The 16,204-nt window shown below is 74.0% G+C and carries 8 protein-coding genes and 5 pseudogenes; 3 read left to right on the top strand and 10 right to left on the bottom strand.

The genetic code is table 11. From position 1 onward, the window contains the following. Positions 1–3 precede the first annotated feature (3 nt). The 4 genes and pseudogenes from ABD794_RS00600 to ABD794_RS00585 all read right to left on the bottom strand — a co-directional run. Positions 4–6,411: pseudogene (locus ABD794_RS00600) on the bottom strand (type I polyketide synthase); the annotation flags it as partial. Between the two features lie 172 nt (positions 6,412–6,583). Then, positions 6,584–7,804, bottom strand: coding sequence for a cytochrome P450 (locus ABD794_RS00595; RefSeq protein ID WP_344960325.1), 1,221 nt, complete (start codon positions 7,802–7,804; stop codon positions 6,584–6,586). A 105-nt stretch (positions 7,805–7,909) separates the two neighbouring features. Beyond that, a complete protein-coding gene (locus ABD794_RS00590; protein WP_344960324.1) occupies positions 7,910–8,425 on the bottom strand; it encodes a chorismate-binding protein in 516 nt (171 codons plus the stop codon). 100 nt (positions 8,426–8,525) lie between these two features. Further along, positions 8,526–8,669, bottom strand: a pseudogene (locus ABD794_RS00585) (hypothetical protein); the annotation flags it as partial. Positions 8,670–8,709: 40 nt separating this feature from the next. On the opposite strand from ABD794_RS00585, the gene ABD794_RS00580 reads away from it, so the two are divergent. Continuing rightward, the gene (locus ABD794_RS00580; RefSeq protein ID WP_344960323.1) at positions 8,710–8,898 is read left to right on the top strand and encodes a hypothetical protein; all 189 of its coding nucleotides are present in this window, start codon (positions 8,710–8,712) and stop codon (positions 8,896–8,898) included. Between the two features lie 53 nt (positions 8,899–8,951). Here ABD794_RS00580 and ABD794_RS00575 read toward each other — a convergent pair. The 6 genes and pseudogenes from ABD794_RS00575 to ABD794_RS00550 all read right to left on the bottom strand — a co-directional run. Further along, positions 8,952–10,001: pseudogene (locus ABD794_RS00575) on the bottom strand (anthranilate synthase component II); the annotation flags it as partial. Further along, positions 9,986–11,353, bottom strand: a complete 1,368-nt coding sequence (locus ABD794_RS00570) for a type I polyketide synthase (RefSeq protein ID WP_344960322.1) — start codon at positions 11,351–11,353, stop codon at positions 9,986–9,988. The gene ABD794_RS00570 and the pseudogene ABD794_RS00575, both read right to left, overlap by 16 nt. 94 nt (positions 11,354–11,447) lie before the next feature. Continuing rightward, a pseudogene (locus ABD794_RS18425) lies at positions 11,448–11,672 on the bottom strand (SpnB-like Rossmann fold domain-containing protein); the annotation flags it as partial. A gap of 228 nt (positions 11,673–11,900) precedes the next feature. Then, a complete protein-coding gene (locus tag ABD794_RS00560; protein ID WP_344960320.1) occupies positions 11,901–12,827 on the bottom strand; it encodes a polyketide synthase dehydratase domain-containing protein in 927 nt (308 codons plus the stop codon). Positions 12,828–13,028: 201 nt separating this feature from the next. Further along, positions 13,029–13,355, bottom strand: coding sequence for a hypothetical protein (locus ABD794_RS00555; protein ID WP_344960319.1), 327 nt, complete (start codon positions 13,353–13,355; stop codon positions 13,029–13,031). Between the two features lie 73 nt (positions 13,356–13,428). Further along, a pseudogene (locus ABD794_RS00550) lies at positions 13,429–13,785 on the bottom strand (acyltransferase domain-containing protein); the annotation flags it as partial. Between ABD794_RS00550 and ABD794_RS00545 the strand changes: the two are divergent. Both ABD794_RS00545 and ABD794_RS00540 read left to right on the top strand, forming a co-directional pair. Further along, entirely contained in the window at positions 13,754–14,200 is a 447-nt protein-coding gene (locus tag ABD794_RS00545; RefSeq protein WP_344960318.1) for a hypothetical protein, read from the top strand. The pseudogene ABD794_RS00550 and the gene ABD794_RS00545 overlap by 32 nt on opposite strands. Positions 14,201–15,666: 1,466 nt before the next feature. After that, entirely contained in the window at positions 15,667–15,795 is a 129-nt protein-coding gene (locus ABD794_RS00540) for a hypothetical protein (protein ID WP_344960317.1), read from the top strand. The last annotated feature ends 409 nt before the right edge of the window (positions 15,796–16,204 follow it).

Raw genomic sequence — 16,204 nt, 5'->3', positions numbered from 1 at the left:
GGGTCAGGAGATGCCGAGTTCATTGCTGATGAAGTCGAGGACTTCGTCGTCGGTCGCCCCGTCGAGCTCGTCGGCGATGCTCGTCGCGCCGTCGTCCGGTGCGCCCCACTGACCGGCGAGCGCGCGCAGCCGGGCCGCCACCCGCTCGCGCTCGTCGTCGTCGAGCGCGGTCGCGGCGAGGCCCGCGGCCCAGTCGTCGAGGCGGGCGAGGAGGGGGTCGGCCGGGGAGCCGAGGCCGGCCAGGAGGACGCTCTCGATGTGGTCGGTCAGGGCGGCCGGTGTCGGGTGGTCGAACACCAGCGTGGCGGGCAGGGTCAGACCGGCCGCCGCGTTGAGGCGGTTGCGCAGTTCGACGGCGGTGAGCGAGTCGAACCCGAGGTCCTTGAAGGCGCGTTGGGGGTCGATGCCCTCGGGCGCCCCGTGGCCGAGGACGACGGCGACCTGGGCGCGCACCACGTCCAGGACGGCCTCGTGGCGCTCCTCGGGCGCGAGCGACGCCAGGCGTCCGCGCAGCGCGTCCGCGGCCGGGAGCGGTCCGGCGTCCGCGGCGGGGACGTGGACGAGGCCGCGCAGCGGGGCCGGGAGGGATCCGCCCCCGGCGGCGGTGCGCAGGGCCTTGGCGTCGAGCCGGGCCGGGAGCCACACCGGACGCCCTGCCGCCAGCGCCGCGTCGAAGAGGGCGAGGCCCTCCTCGGTGGACAGGCCGCTGATGCCGGAGCGCTGCATGCGGTCCAGGTCGGCCCGGGAGAGGTTGGCGGCCATGCCGCCGGTGCCGGCCCACATGCCCCAGGCGAGGGAGGTGGCGGGCAGGCCGTGGTCGCGGCGGTGGGCGGCCAGGGCGTCGAGGAAGGCGTTGGCGGCCGCGTAGTTGGCCTGGGCGGCCGAGCCGAGGGTGCCCGCGACGGAGGAGCAGACGGCGAAGGCGGCGAGGTCCCGGTCGCGGGTCAGCTCGTGGAGGTGCCAGGCGCCGTCGGCCTTGGGCCGGAAGACCGCGTCGATGCGCTCGGGCGTCATCGTCTCCAGGACGCCGTCGTCGACGACTCCGACGGTGTGCACGACGGCGGTCAGCGGGTGCTCGTCGGGGATGGACGCCAGCAGGTCCGCGACCGCGGTGCGGTCGACGCAGTCGCAGGCCACGGCCCGGACCGAGTGTGCGCCCGACTCCCGCAGTTCGGCGATGAGTTCGTCCATGCCCTCGGCGTCGGGGCCGCGGCGGCTGGCGAGCAGCAGGTGCCGTACGTCGTGGGTGCGGACCAGGTGGCGGACCAGGTGCGCGGCGACGCCCCCGGAGGCGCCGGTCACCAGGACGGTCCCCTCGGGGTCCCAGGCGGGCGGCACCGTGAGGACGATCTTGCCGACGTGGCGCGCCTGGGCGAAGTAGCGGAAGGCCTCGGGCGCCTGCCGGACGTCCCAGGTGGTCACCGGGACCAGCTGGATCTTCCCGCCCTCGAACAGGGCGAGGAGTTCCGCGAAGATCCGGGCGATGCACTCGGCCCCGCCGTCCATCAGGTCGAACGCCCGGTAGACGACGCCCTCGTAGGCGGCGGCGACCTCGTCGGCGTCGCGGATGTCGGTCTTGCCCATCTCGATGAACCGGCCGCCCGGCCGCACCAGGCGCAGCGAGGCGTCCGCCATCTCCCCGGCGAGGGAGTTGAGGACGACGTCGATGCCCCGGCCGCCGTCCTCGGCGGCGAAGCGGGTCTCGAACTCGTCGGTGCGCGAGGAGGCGAGGTGGTCGTCGTCGATGCCCAGGGCGCGCACGGTGTCCCACTTGGCGGGACCGGCCGTCGCGAACACCTCGGCCCCCAGGTGCCGGGCGAGCTGGACGGCGGCCATGCCGACGCCGCCCGCCGCCGCGTGCACCAGCACGCGGTCCCCGGGCCGGACCCCAGCGAGGTCCACCAGGCCGTAGTAGGCGGTGAGGAAGGTGACGGGGACGGAGGCGGCCTGCGGGAAGGACCAGCCCTCCGGGATGCGGGCGATCAGGCGGTGGTCGACGACCGCGACGGGGCCGATGCAGCCGTCCGCGAGCCCGAACACCCGGTCGCCCGGGGCGAATCCGGTGACGCCCGGCCCGGCCTCGGTGACGATGCCCGCGATCTCGCCGCCCAGGGCCCGCCGGTCGTCGACCATGCCCAGGGCCATGACGACGTCGCGGAAGTTCAGCCCGGCCGCGCGGACCGCGACCCGGACCTGTCCGGGCGCAAGCGGGGCGGCGGCCTCGGGGAACGGGGTGAGGGCCAGGTCGTCGACGGTGCCCCCGCCGGTCAGTTCCAGGTGCCAGTCCCGGGTCCCCGGCGGCGGCACGAGGGTGCCCGACGGGACGCCGCGGGCCAGCCTCGGCACCAGCACCGCCCCTTCGCGGAGGGCGAGTTGGGGCTCGTCGCCGGAGGCGGCCAGGATTCCGGGCAGGGCCGCCGCGGAGGCGGTGTCCCCGTCCAGGTCGGCCAGGACGAACCGCCCCGGGTGCTCGGCCTGCGCGGAGCGCACCAGGCCCCAGACGGCGGCGGCGGGCAGATCGGTGACCTGCTCCCGGTCGGTGACGGACATCGCGCCCCGGGTGACCAGGGCCAGGCGGGTGGTGGCCCACCGCTCGTCGGCGACCCACGCCTGGAGCACGCCGAGGACGCGGGCGGTGAGGGAACGGGCGGCGTCCGCCCGGTCGTCCTCGGCGTCATCGCCGAGGCAGGGGTAGAGGACCAACTCCGGTACGGGATCGGCGGATTCGAGCGCGGCGAGATCCGCGAAGGCCGGGACCGACAGCGCGCCCGCCAACTCGTCGTCGCCCAGGACGGCGCAGCGCGCGGCCGCCGGGGTGATCGTGGTCTCCACCCAGTCGAGGCGGAACAGGGTGTCGTGGGTACGGGTGGCCCGGAGTTGCCGGGCGGAGACGGGGCGGCTCACCAGCGATCCGACCGACGCCACGGGCGTGCCGTGCTCGTCCCACAGGGCGAGGGACACCGTGTCCGTGCCGCTCGGGGTCAGCCGGGCGCGCAGCACCGGCGCGCTGCCGCCGTGGAAGGACACCTCGTGCCAGGCGAACGGGATGCGCACCTGCGACGTGTCGGACGCCTCCTCCTTCAGGAGGGCGGTGTGCAGTGCGGCGTCGAGGAGCGCGGGGTGGACGCCGTAGCGGTCGGCGCCGGAGCATGCGCCCTCGGGGAGGGTGATCTCCGCGAGCACCTCGTCGCCGAGCCGCCAGGCCCGGGTCAGCCCTTGGAAGGCGGGGCCGTAGGCGAAGCCCTCGGCGGCCAGGCGCTCGTAGAAGCCGTCGAGCGGGACCGGTTCGGCGCCGGAGGGCGGCCATGCCCCGCCGGTGCCGGCCGGGACGGGGGCGGCCTCGGGGGCGAGGACGCCGCGGGCGTGGCAGGCCCAGGGCTCGTCCGGTTCGGCGTCCTCGGGCCGGGAGTACACGCCCACCGGGCGGTGCCCCTGCTCCCCCGCCGGGCCGACCCGCACCTGGAGGTGCACGGCGCCCCGCTCGGGTACGGCCAGCGGGGCCTCCTGGGTCAGCTCGGCGAGGCGCCCGCAGCCGGTCTCGGCGCCGGCGCGGACGGCCATCTCGACGACGGCGGTGCCCGGGACGAGCGTGGAGCCGAGCACGACGTGGTCGGCCAGCCAGGACTCGGTCCGCGCCGACAGGCGCCCGCTGAGGGCGGCGCCCTGCGCGTCCGCGAGCTCCAACGAGGCGCCGAGCAGCGGGTGTCCGAGCCCGGCGAGGCCGGCCGTCGTGACGTCGGCGTCCGGGGCCGCCTGGATCCAGGGGAAACTGCGGCGCCGGAAGGCGTAGGTGGGCAGGTCGATCCTGCGGGCGCCGGTGCCCGCGAAGAAGCGGTCCCAGTCGACCCGCACGCCGTGGACGTACGCCTCGGCCACCGCGGCGAGCGCGGCGTCGGCCTCGGGGCGGCCGCCGCGCGACACCGCGGCGGTCACCGTGCCCGGTTCGTCGGCGAGGCAGTCCTGGGCCATGGCCGTCAGCACCCCGGAGGGTCCGACCTCCAGGAACACGTGCGCCCCTTCCGCCACGAGCCGGCGGATCCCGTCGTGGAAGCGCACCGCCTCGCGGGCGTGGCGCACCCAGTACGCCGGCGAGCACAGCTGCTCGGCGGTGGCGACCTCGCCGGTGACGTTGGAGACGACGGGGATCCGGGGCGGGTGGAAGGCGAGCTTCTCGGCCACCCGGGCGAACTCCTGGAGCATGCCGTCCATCTGCGGGGAGTGGAAGGCGTGGCTCACGCGCAGCCGTTTGGTCTTGCGCCCCTCGTTCTTCCAGTGCTCGGCGAACTCCAGGACGGCGGACTCGGCGCCGGACACCACCACGGACCGGGGTCCGTTCACGGCGGCGATCGACATCTCGTGCGCGTGCTCGGTCACCCACGGGAGGACCTCGGCCTCGGTGGCCTGCACCGAGAGCATGGCGCCGGCGCCGGGCAGTTGCTGCATCAGCCGGCCGCGGGCGGCGACGAGGGCGCACGCGTCCTCCAGCGACAGGACGCCGGCGACGTGTGCGGCCGTCAGCTCGCCGATGGAGTGGCCGAGCAGCAGGTCGGGGGTGATCCCCCAGTGGGTGAGCAGGTGGTGCAGGGCCACCTCGTGGGCGAAGAGCGCGGCCTGGGTGTAGCCGGTCTGCTCCAGCAGCGCGGCCTCGGGCGTTCCCTCGGCGGCGAACAGCAGCTCCCGCAGCGGCCGGTCCAGGTGCCGGTCCAGATGGCCGCAGACCTCGTCGAGCTTCTCGGCGAAGACCGGGAAGCTCTCGGTCAACTCGTGTCCCATGCCGGGGCGTTGGCTGCCCTGGCCGGAGAAGAGGAAGGCCAGGCGGCCGTCGGCCACCGTGCCGTGGACGACGCCGGGGGCGGGACGCTCCTCGGCCAGCGCCGTCAGCGCGGCGAGGAGGCCGTCGCGGCCGTCGGCCCACACCACGGCCCGCTGGTCGAGGGCCGCGCGGGAGGTCGCCAGCGCATGGCCGACGTCCACCGGGCGCAGCTCCGGGCGGTCCCGGACCTCGGTCAGCAGCCGCTCGGCCTGGGCCCGCAGGGCCTCCTCGCCGCGGGCGGCGAGCACCCATGGGATGCGTGCGGGCGCGCCGGACGCGGGCTCCGCGTCCGACTCCTCCGCATCGGGGGCCTGTTCGAGGATCAGGTGGGCGTTGGTCCCGCTGATGCCGAACGACGAGACGCCCGCCCGGCGCGGGCGACCGGTCTCCGGCCAGTCGTGGTTGCCGGTCAGCAGCCGGACGGCGCCGGAGTCCCAGTCCACGTGTGCGGAGGGCTCGTCGACGTGCAGGGTCATCGGGAGGACGCCGTGCCGTACCGCCATGACCATCTTGATCAGGCCGGCGACGCCCGCCGCGCCCTGGGTGTGCCCCAGGTTCGACTTGATCGATCCCAGCCACAGCGGCCGGTCGTCCGGGCGGCCCTGGCCGTAGGTGGCCAGCAGGGCCTGGGCCTCGACGGGGTCGCCCAGGCCGGTGCCCGTGCCGTGCGCCTCCACGACGTCGACCTCGTCGGCCGACACGCGGGCGGCGGCCAGCGCCTGCCGGATGACGCGCTGCTGGGACGGCCCGTTGGGCGCGGTGAGGCCGTTGGAGGCGCCGTCCTGGTTGACCGCGGAGCCGCGGATGACGGCCAGTACCGGGTGCCCGTTCTTCCGCGCGTCGGACAGCTTCTCCAGCAGCACGAGGCCGACGCCCTCGCCGAAGCCGGTCCCGTCCGCCGCCGTGGCGAACGCCTTGCACCGGCCGTCGGGGGCCAGCCCGCGCTGCCGGCTGAACTCGGTGAAGACGCCCGGGGTCGTCATCACCGTGGACCCGCCGGCCAGCGCCAGGGCGCACTCGCCCTGCCGCAGGGCCTGGACGGCCTGGTGGACCGCCACCAGGGACGCCGAGCAGGCGGTGTCCACGGTGACGGCGGGGCCTTCGAGGCCGAACGCGTAGGCCAGGCGCCCCGACAGCACGCTGGCCGCGTTGCCGGTCATGTGGTAGCCCTCGGCGCCCTCGGCCACCCCGACGCCGCTGCCGCCGGCCACGAAGAGGGAGCCGACGAAGACGCCCACGGGCCGGCCGCGCAGGGAGCCGGGGTCGGTTCCCGCCCGCTCGAAGGTCTCCCACGCGGTCTCCAGCAGCAGCCGCTGCTGGGGGTCCATCGCGGTGGCCTCGCGCGGGCTGATCCCGAAGAGGTCCGCGTCGAACTCGGCGGCGCCGTCGACGAATCCGCCTTCGAGGGTGTACGTCCGGCCGGGCCGGTCGGGGTCCGGATCGAAGAGGTCGTCGACGTTCCAGCCCCGGTCGGCCGGGAACGGCGCGATCGCGTCGGTCCCGTCGGTCACCAGCCGCCACAGGTCCTCCGGGGAGGACACGCCGCCGGGGTAGCGACATCCCATTGACACCACCGCGACGGGCTCCTGGTCCGCGGCCTCCGCGGTGCGCAGGCGTTCACGGGTCTCCAACAGCTCGGCGGTGAGGCGCTTGAGGTATTCGAGCGTCTTGGCGTCATTGGTCATCTCGAACGTGCTGCCCTTCAAAGGAGATTCAGGACCTCGTGGGCCCACCGACGGTGGCGCCGCACCCCCGGCGGCCCGGGAAACGTCAGGCCGCGCCGAAGCGCAGCGGCAGGGCGTCCGGCCCGGCGACGCCGAGCTCGTGCCGCCAGGTGATCTCGCCGGCGATCTGCGGCGGGTCCAGCCGGGTGGCCAGCGCCGCGACGGCCTCGGTGAGTTCGAGCCGGGCCAGCGCGGTGCCCAGGCAGAAGTGCGGGCCGCCGCCGAAGGCGATGGACGGCGCCTCGCGCTTGACGGTGATGTCGAAGCGGTCGGCGTCGGCGAAGACGCGGGGGTCGCGGTGCGCGACGTGGGCGCACATGAAGACGGGGGTGCCGGTGGGGATGCGGACGCCGTTGACCTCGAAGTCCTCGGCGGCGACCCGGGTGGCCGTCACGGGCAGCGTGGGGCTCCAGCGCAGCACCTCCTCGACGGCCTGGGGGGCCAGCTCGGGGTTCTCCTTGATCTTCATCCACTGGTCGGGGTGCTGGGCGAAGTCGTACATCGCCAGGGCCAGTTGGTGGTTGGTGGTCTCGTAGCCGGCGACCAGGACGGTGGCGACCAGGGTGCGCAGCTCGTAGTCGTCGAGGACGCCGTCGTGGAAGGCGCGGACGATGTCGGAGGTGAGGTCGTCGCCGGGCTCGACCTTGCGCTTCTCGATCGCGGCCACCAGGTAGTCGAACATGCGGCCGAGGCCCTGCTCGACCTTGACGAGGATGTCCTGGTCGTTGGAGAGCGCCAGGCCGAGGTTGGTCTCGATGGACAGCCGGCCGACGGTGTCGTAGTCCTCCAGCGGGAAGCCCAGCAGCTGGCACATCACCAGAGCGGGCAGCGGGTGGGCGAAGTGCTGCACGAAGTCGAAATCGCCCTGCGGCAGCTTGTCGATGAGCTGCTCGACGGTGGAGCGGACGAAGGGCTGCACCGCGGTGATGCGGCGGGGGGTGAAGGGGTGGGTGGCCAGCCCGCGCAGCCGGCGGTGGTCCGCGCCGTCCAGGCTCTGCAGGAAGTCGACCATGAAGTCGCGGACCGGGCCCTCCGGGGTCCCGACCATGTCGACCAGGCCGCGGAATCCGGAGATCAGCCGCTTGTCGCGGGCCAGTTGGTCGGCCTCCGCGTAGCGCAGGACGAGGAGGGCCAGCGGGGTCCGGGCGATCCAGGACTTCTCGCGGGCCTCGGCCACCTCCGGGGAGTCCCAGGAGAAGTTCGGGTCGGTGAAGTCCAGGAACGGCAGATCCGCCCAGGACGGCTCGGTGTGAGCGGTGGTCGACATGTTCGATCCTTCCGTTGGCGTACGGGCGCGCTGCCGCCCCGCATTCTGTTCGCCGAAACTTGATGCGATCTTGAAGCCCGTCGAACGACGGGCGGAACGGCCGTACTACGGGGCCTCCGCGGCCCCCTCCAGCAGCCCGTGCGCCCGCACCAGCGCGTGGCCCTTGAGCAGCACCTCGTCGAACTCCTCGTCCGGGTCCGAGTCGAGGACGATGGCGCCGCCGGTGCCGATGACCGTGCCCGTACCGGTGGAGACGGCGGTGCGGATGACGATGTTGAGGTCCGCGGCGCCGGAGAGCCCGAAGTAGCCGATGGTGCCGGAGTAGATGCCGCGGGCCTCCTGCTCCAGGCGGTCGATGATGGCCATCGTCCGCAGCTTCGGGGCGCCCGTCATCGAGCCGCCGGGGAAGCAGGCCCGGACGCAGGCGACCGGGTCCACGTCGTGCCGCAGGCGGCCCCGGACCGTGGTGACCAGCTGGTGCACCGTCGCGTACGTCTCGGTGACCATGTAGGCGGGGACGTCGACGGAACCGACCTCGCACACCCGGCCCAGGTCGTTGCGGAGCAGGTCGACGATCATGAGGTTCTCGGCCCGGGTCTTGGCCGAGGCGGCGAGCGACACCCGGAGCGCCTCGTCGGCGGCCGGGTCCTCGCCCCGGGGGGGCCGTTCCCTTGATGGGCCGGCTCTCCACGACGCCGTCCCGGTCGATCCGCAGGAACCGCTCCGGGGAGGAGCACACGACGCTCACGCCCTCGTGGCGCAGGAACGCGCCGTAGGGGGCGGGGTTGAGGCGCCGGAGCAGGAGGTGGTAGCCGAGCGGGTCCTTCAGCTCGGGCAGCCGGATCCGGTTGGTCAGGCAGATCTCGTAGCTCTCGCCGCTGTGCAGCTCGTCGAGGCAGTCCTTGATGTCGCTCACGTACTGGCCGCGGTCGCGGGCGATGTCGACCTGTTCGGACGGCGCCGTGGCGGCCGGGGCGGGTGCCTCGGACGGGGCGGGGTCCGGCAGTTCGCGGGCCCGCCGGGCGGTCTCCGTCACCCAGGCCCGGGCCGCGTCCTCCTCGCCCGGCCCGGTGCCGCTCACGGCCACGACGTAGGTCTTCTCTTCCAGGTGGTCCACCGCGATCAGCCGGTCGGCGAACGTCCAGACGGCGTCCGGGGTTTCGGACCGGTGGACGTTCGGGCTGCCGCACTCGCCCTTGAGCTCGTAGCCGAAGTAGCCGACGTAGCCGCCGTTGAGGTCGAAGGGCAGCTCCGGCGTGCTGAGCCGGCGGTCGCGGAGCCGCTGCTGGAGCACCTCGAAGATGGTGCCGGGCTCGGCCCGTTCACCGGCGGCGTCGCGCACCGCGACCGTGTTCTCCCCGGTCCGGTACGTCAGCGTCTCGGCGAGGGGGCCGGAGTCGTCCCCGAGGAACGAGAACCGGGCCGGCCCGATCCCCGGCGCGCTGCTGTCGAGCCAGAAGCAGCCGGCGCTCGCGGAGTACAGCGTGGTGAACAGCTCCGCGGTGTCCACGGCCCGGTCGATCACCTCGAACACGGGCCGCAGTTCCGGCGCCTCCGCGGGGGCGTCCTCCAACGGGGCGGCCCACCGCGCCCGTTCCCGGGGCGCGGCGGCGTACTCGGCGCCGACGAGCTTCGCGAAGTTCTGGAGCAGTTGGGCGCCCCACTCGCTCGCGATGGACTCCGGGTGGAACTGCACGCCCCAGCGGGGCAGCGTGCGGTGCCGCAGCGCCATGACGGTGCCGTCCTCGGCCCAGGCGGTGGCCTCCAGCTCCTCCGGCAGGGGTTCGGCGGCCCGCAGCGAGTGGTAGCGCACCGCGGTGAAGTTCTGCGGCAGGCCGTCGAAGAGGTCCCGCCCGCCGTGCCGGACCCGCGCCAGGTGACCGTGCTTCGGCGTGCCCTCGGCCACGTCCGCGCCGTGGTGGTGGGGCGATCGCCTGGTGCCCCAGGCACACCCCGAGGACCGGGGGTGTCCGTCCAGCGGTCCAGGACCTCCTGGCAGAAGCCGAGGTCGGCCGGGTGCTGGGGGGCGGCCCGGGCCGGGCGAGACGACGACGCAGTCGAACATCGCCGGGTCCAGCTCCGGCCACGACGGGTCGTCGTTGACGAGGACCGTCGGTTCCTTGCCGTACACCTCGGCGAGGAGCTGGAACAGGTTGTAGGTGTAGGAGTCGTAGTTGTCGATCAACAGCACCCGCATCGGGAGCCTCCCTGTCGGTTCGAGCGGGGTCGTCCTACTTGCCGAGCTGGTCGTCGAGGAGGTCGAAGACCTCTTCCAGGGAGGCCGCGGAACGGAGCTGTTCCATGGCCTCGTTCCCCTCGCCCGGCGCCGCGGGGGGCGGCGTCACCGCCTCCGCGGTGTCCGGCGCCGACGGCGCGTCCGGTACGAGCCGGGTCCGCAGGTAGCGGCCGAGCTCGACGGGGGGTGGGGTGGTCGAAGACCAGCGTGGCCGGCAGGCGCAGTCCCGTGGCGCCGTTGAGCCGGTTGCGCAGCTGCAGAGCGCGCAGCGAGTCGAAGCCGATGTCGGTGAACGTGCGGCGCTCGCCGACGGTCCGCGGATCGTCGTAGCCGAGCACGGCCGCCACATGGCTGCGGACCAACGTCAGCAGCTGGGCCTCCTGTTCGGCCTCCGGCACGCGGGCCAGGCGGTCGGCCAGGGTGTCGTCGCCCGCGGGCCGCTCCTCCGCGGCGCGGACGGTGGCGCGCCGCGCCGGGGTGCGGGCGAGTCCGCGCAGCACGGGCGGGACGTCGTCCGCGTCGCCGCCGCCGAGGGCGGCGGTGTCCAGGTGCAGCGGGAAGACGACCGGGTCGTCGCCGGCGCGGGCGAGGTCGAACAGGGCGAGTCCCTGGTCGCTGGAGAGCGGCTGGACGCCGGTCCGGGCCATGCGCCGCAGGTCCGCCTCGTCCAGGTCGCCGGTCAGCCCCGACCGGGCGCCCCACAGGCCCCAGCCCAGGGCCACACCGGGCGAGCCGGCGGCCCGGCGCCGTTCCACCAGGGCGTCCACGAAGGCGTTCGCGGCCGCGTAGCTGCCCTGGCCGGCGGGCCCGAGCACGCTCGACAGCGACGAGAACACCACGAGCGGCACGTCCTGCCCGGCGGTCAGCTCGTGCAGGTGCCACGCCGCGTCCGCCTTGGGGCGCAGCACGCGGTCGGCGCGCTCCGGGGTCAGCGACGTCAGCACGCCGTCGTCCAGCACACCGGCCATGTGCACCACGGCCGTCAGCGGATGCTCCGCCGGGATCGAGGCCAACGCCCCTTCCAGTACGGCGCGGTCCGCCGCGTCCCCGGCCACGACGTGCAACTCGGCGCCCTCGGCGTTCAGTTCGGCGGTGAAGTCGGCCACGCCCTCGCCGGTGCCGCCGGAGCGGGAGACGACCAGGACGCGCCGGATGCCGTGCGCGGTGACCAGGTGGCGCACCACCAGCCGGCCCAGCACGCCGAGTCCGCCGGTCACCAGCACCGTGCCGTCCGTGCGCAGGGCCACGGCACCCCGGTCCCCCGGTGTGGTCACGCGCGCCAGGCGCGGGACGAGGAGGGCGCCGTCGCGCACCGCGAGCTGCGCCTCCCCGGTGTCCAGGGCGGAGGGGCAGGGCGGCCAGGGACTCGTCGCGCCCGTCGAGGTCCACCAGGACGATGCGGCCCGGGTTCTCCGCCTGGGCGGACCTGATCAGGCCCCACACCGCGGCGAGCACGGGGGCCGGCACGGCGTCGGACGCGGTCGCGACCGCGTCGCGCGTCAGCACCACCAGGCGCGATGCCGCGAGCCGGTCGTCGGCCGACCAGTCCTGGACGGCGGCCAGGACGCGGTGGACGGCCCGGTGCGCCGCGCCGAGCGTGTCGGCATCAGCGGCGTCACCGGCGGCCGGCAGCTCCGCGAGGACGACGACGTCGGGCGCCGTGGCGCCGGCGTCCAGGGCCGCCCGCAGGCCGGCCGGTTCGTCGTGGCGCTCGAACTGCCCGCCGGGGGCGCCGTTCCCGATCCAGACCCAGCGCTCCTCGTCGAGGGCGCGCGGGTGCGGGCCGGGCGGCCGCTGCCACTCCAGGCGCAGCAGCGAGTGTCCCGGCCGAGGCGGCGGCCCGGTGCAGCGCCTCGGCGGTCACCGGGCGCATCCCGAGGGACGCGATGGTGACGACCGGGCGGCCCGTGGGGTCCGCGGCGGTGACGGACAGGGACTCCGGTCCGGTGAAGCGGATCCGGGCCCCGCAGCCGGACGGCGCCGGTGGCGTGCAGGGCGACGCCGCTCCCAGGAGAACGGCAGCCGGGTCACGGCGTCGTCCGCGGCCGCTCCGGGCAGGCCGACGAACGCCGCGGCGTGCAGCGCCGCGTCGAACAGGGCCGGGTGCAGCCCGTAGCCGCCGGCCGGTCCGCCGCTCTCGGGGAGCTCGACCTCCACGAAGACGTCCCCGTCGAGGCGCCAGCCGCGCTTCAGCCCCTGGAACGCGGCTCCGTAGTGCAGCCCGTTCTTGGCCAACTGGCGGTAGCAGTCGTCGAGTTCGATCTCCTCGGCGCCGGCGGGCGGCCAGGCCTGCGGGAGGTCCTCGGAGCGCTCGCCGTCGCGGGCCAGCGTGCCCTCGGCGTGCAGGGTCCACGGATCGTCGGACCGGGCCTCGCCGGAGCGCGCGTGGACGGTGACGGAGCGCCGCCCCGACTCGTCCGGTGCCCCGAGGGCCAACTGGACGCGGACCGTGTCCTGTTCGGGCAGGATCAGCGGCGCGTGGAGGACCAGCTCCTCCAGCACCTCGCAGCCCGTCTGCCCGCCGGCGTGCAGCGCCAGGTCCACCAGCGCCCTGGGTACCGGCACGACGAGGACGTCGGCGACGCCGTGGTCGGTGAGCCAGGGGTGGGTCCGGGCCGACAGCGTGCCGGTGAACAGCGCGTCCCGCCGTCCGGCAGGGAGGACGGCGGCGCCCAGCAGGGGGTGGTCGACGCCGTCGAGCCCGGCCGACGCCAGGTCGGCCTCGGGTGCGGCGGCCTCCTCCAGCCAGTAGCGGCGCCGCTGGAAGGCGTAGGTCGGCAGGTCCACCGGCCGCGGTCCGGCGTGGTCGAAGACCTGCGCCCAGTCGACGGGTGATCCCGTGCGCGTGGGCCTCGCCGAGCGCGGTCAGCAGCCGTGCCGTGCCGCCCTCGTTGCGCTTGCGCCGCAGCGAGTCGAAGGTCAGGACGCCGTCGGCCGCACACGTCGCGATGGTCTCCTGGACGCCGACGGTGAGCACCGGGTGCGGGCTCATCTCGACGAAGCCGGTGTGGCCGTCGTCCGATGAGCCGGCGGACGGTGCGGTCGAACTGGACGGTCTCGCGGAGGTTGGTGATCCAGTACTCGGTGTCCAGGATCGTGGTGTCGACGGGCTCGCCGGTCACCGTCGAGTAGAACGGCACCTCCGACCGGCGCGGCGCGATGCCGGCCAGCGTCTCCCGCGAGGGTCTCGCGGATCTCCTCGACCTGGGCCGAGTGCGAGGCGTAGTCCACCGGGATCTTCTTGGCGCGCAGACCGTCGGCGGTGAACGCCTCGATCGCCTCGTCCAGTCCCGTGGGGTCGCCGGAGATGACCACGGCGCGCGGGCCCGTTGACCGCCGCGACCGACACGGAGCCGTCCCAGCGCTCCAGTTCGCGCAGCACCCGGTCGACGGGGGCGGCGACCGAGACCATCCCGCCGCGGCCCGACAGGACCCGCAGCGCCTTGCTGCGCACGGCGACGATGCGGGCCGCGTCGTCCAGGGAGAGCGCGCCCGCGACGTGGGCCGCGGCGATCTCGCCCTGCGAGTGCCCGACGACCGCGGCCGGTTCCACGCCGAAGGAGCGCCACAGCGCCGCGAGGGAGACCATCACCGCGAACAGCGCCGGCTGCACGACGTCGACGCGTTCCAGGGTCGGCGCGCCGGACCGGCCCCGCAGCACCTTCGTCAACGACCAGTCCACGTACGGGGCGAGGCTCTTCTCGCACGCCTCGATGGACTCCCGGAAGACCGGTGAGGTGCTCATCAGCTCGGCGGCCATGCCCGGCCACTGGGAGCCCTGTCCGGGGGAACACGAAGGCGAGGCGGTCCCGGTTCGCCGCGACGCCCAGCGCCACCTGCTCGCCCTGCTCGCCGTCGGCGAGGGCGGCGAGGCGCGCGACGGCCTCGGCGCGGTCCGCGGCCACCACGACGGCCCGGTCCGGCAGCGCCGCCCGGGTCGCGGCCAGCGAGTACGCCACGTCCGCGTCCGGGACCTCGGTGGGCCTCCAGGAACGCACGGATCCGGCCGGCCTGGGCGCGCAGGCCCGCGGCGGCCGGCGGCCGGAGACCAGCCAGGGCAGCGGACGGGCGTCGCCGTCCCCGTCGGACGCCGGGGCGGGTCGGGCTCGGTTGCACCCTCGAGCCCCACTATCACTCCCAACACGTACGTTCTGCACTGATTCCTCTCATCTTCCCTACAATACTCAACTACCCCGCTCCGTTGTTGTTGCTTCCACCCTCCCTCTTAGCACGATCCACACTTCAGTGTGCATATCAGGCGGAGCCCGAGCCCCGACCCGGCCCCCCGCGCGTCCGCCACGGGGACCGGCACGACGACCCAGTCCGCCTTGCCTGGATGGTCATCCAGCGGTTCCGGCGGGGGGCCGCGCGCGTACAGCGGCGACCTGATACACGCCCGCCCATGCCCGCGCCGGATGTCACCGCCTCCGCCCGCTCCTTCCTCTTCCCTCGGCACCTGGCACCCACAACACCCACGAGGTCCTACTAGGCAACGCGGATACGGGCGCTCCCCGTTACCTCGCTTGCGACCGCAGACCCCCGGCGGCGCGACACGGCACACGGGCCGTCCGTGCGTTGGAACGCGGGACCGCGCCACGCAGGCAGCCCCTCCCCCCCTCGCAGCAGCCTCCCTTCACAAGCCCCGCTTACCCCAGACGACGGCGAGCAGGTGCGAGCAGGTGGCGATGGGGCGTCGCGCGCGACACGGGGGACAGCCTCTGCCTTCGTGTTCCCAGGACAGGGCTCCCAGTGGCCGGGCATTGCCGATTGCGAGGTGTGATGTTAGCACATCACCGGTCTTCCGGGAGTCCGTCGAGGCTTGCGAGAAGTAGCTCTGCGCCCGTACGGTTGGACTGGTTCGTTGACGAAGGTTCTTTGGGGGACGGTTCGGGCGCGCGGCTATAACGCTTGGTATTTTAGGTCGACGTCGTGCGTTGCCGGGGCTGTTCTGCGGGTGATTTGTTTACTGCTCGGTCGGCGCTGTGGCGCTTCCTTCGGCGTGTTGACCCGGCCGCGGGTCGTTCGTGCACTCGCGGGCGATGATCGCCTTGCGTGCCCACGTCGCTGTGCGCGCTCTCCCTGGACGACGCGGCCCGCATCGTCGGCGTTGTGTCGCTAGCAAGGAGCTGCGTGGGTGTGTGTGTTGGTTGGTGGGGTTTTGTGGTCTGTCGGGGCGCGGCGGTGATTGGTCTCGGGTTGTTCGCCGTCCCCCGTTCGACCGGGTGCTGCGCGGTACTGGAGCGCTGGGACGGCTCCGTTCGGTCGCGCGGCGGTCCAACGGGTCGCGCGCCGTGGTCATGCTCGGGCGACCCCACGGGACTGGACTGGGCGATGAGGCGTTTCACTCGCCGACGGTGTTTGCGCGCCAAGAAGATTCCCTTGGTGGACTACGCCTCGCACTCGGCCCAGGTCGAGGAGATCGCGAGATCCTGCGGGAGACGCTGGCCGGCATGCGTCGCGCGCGTCGGATGTTGCCGTTCTACTCGACGTGTGACGGATGCCCGCGACACCACGATGCTTTGGACACCGAGTACTGAGTTGATACCAACCTCCTCGGAGACCGTCCAGTTCGAACTGCACCGTCCGCCGGTCATCGTCGACGGCCTACACCGGTCTTCGGTTCGAGATGAGCCCGCACCCGGTGCTCACCGTCGGCGTCCAGGAGACCATCGTACGACTGTGGGCGGTCCGTCATGGCGTCCTGTACCTCGACTCGCTTGCGCGCAACGAGGGCGGCACGTGCAGGGGCTGCTGACCGCGCTCGGCGAGGGCCTCACGCGCAGGGGATCCCCGTCGACTTGGCGGCAGGTTCTTCGACCACTGCCGCGACCGCGGCCGGTGGTAACTGTAGTCGACTACCGCCTTTCCAGCGCGCGCTCGCCCTACTGGTCTCGGAGGAGGCCGCCGCACCCGAGGGCCGATCCTGGCCGGCGTAGGCCTGGGTTCTCGACCGTGCGTCGACAAACCCCCTTGCTGGGCGCCGCCGTCTCCACTCCGGACCAGGGAACGCTTGTCAACCGGCCACTTGCTGTCGGCCTCGTGACTCACCCTTGGCTTCACCGACCCACGGCACGTCGCTCTGACGTCCTCGTGTCGTGTCACGGTTACCTCAGCTGGTTGGATACCTGGCGACTGCACGCCGGCGGGGCAGACGGGCTGCGAGG

The sequence above is a fragment of the Streptomyces thioluteus genome, from assembly GCF_039535865.1.
Note: the sequence above shows the minus strand (reverse complement) of the source record. Positions and strands in the feature narration are given on the sequence as shown.

Bases quoted from the DNA above. Each gene is read 5' to 3' on its own strand.
- ABD794_RS00595 (WP_344960325.1), bottom strand. From the start codon at position 7,804: ATGTCGACCACCGCTCACACCGAGCCGTCCTGGGCGGATCTGCCGTTC.
- ABD794_RS00580 (WP_344960323.1), top strand. From the start codon at position 8,710: ATGTCGCTCACGTACTGGCCGCGGTCGCGGGCGATGTCGACCTGTTCG.
- ABD794_RS00545 (WP_344960318.1), top strand. From the start codon at position 13,754: ATGGACTCCCGGAAGACCGGTGAGGTGCTCATCAGCTCGGCGGCCATG.
- ABD794_RS00540 (WP_344960317.1), top strand. From the start codon at position 15,667: ATGAGCCCGCACCCGGTGCTCACCGTCGGCGTCCAGGAGACCATCGTA.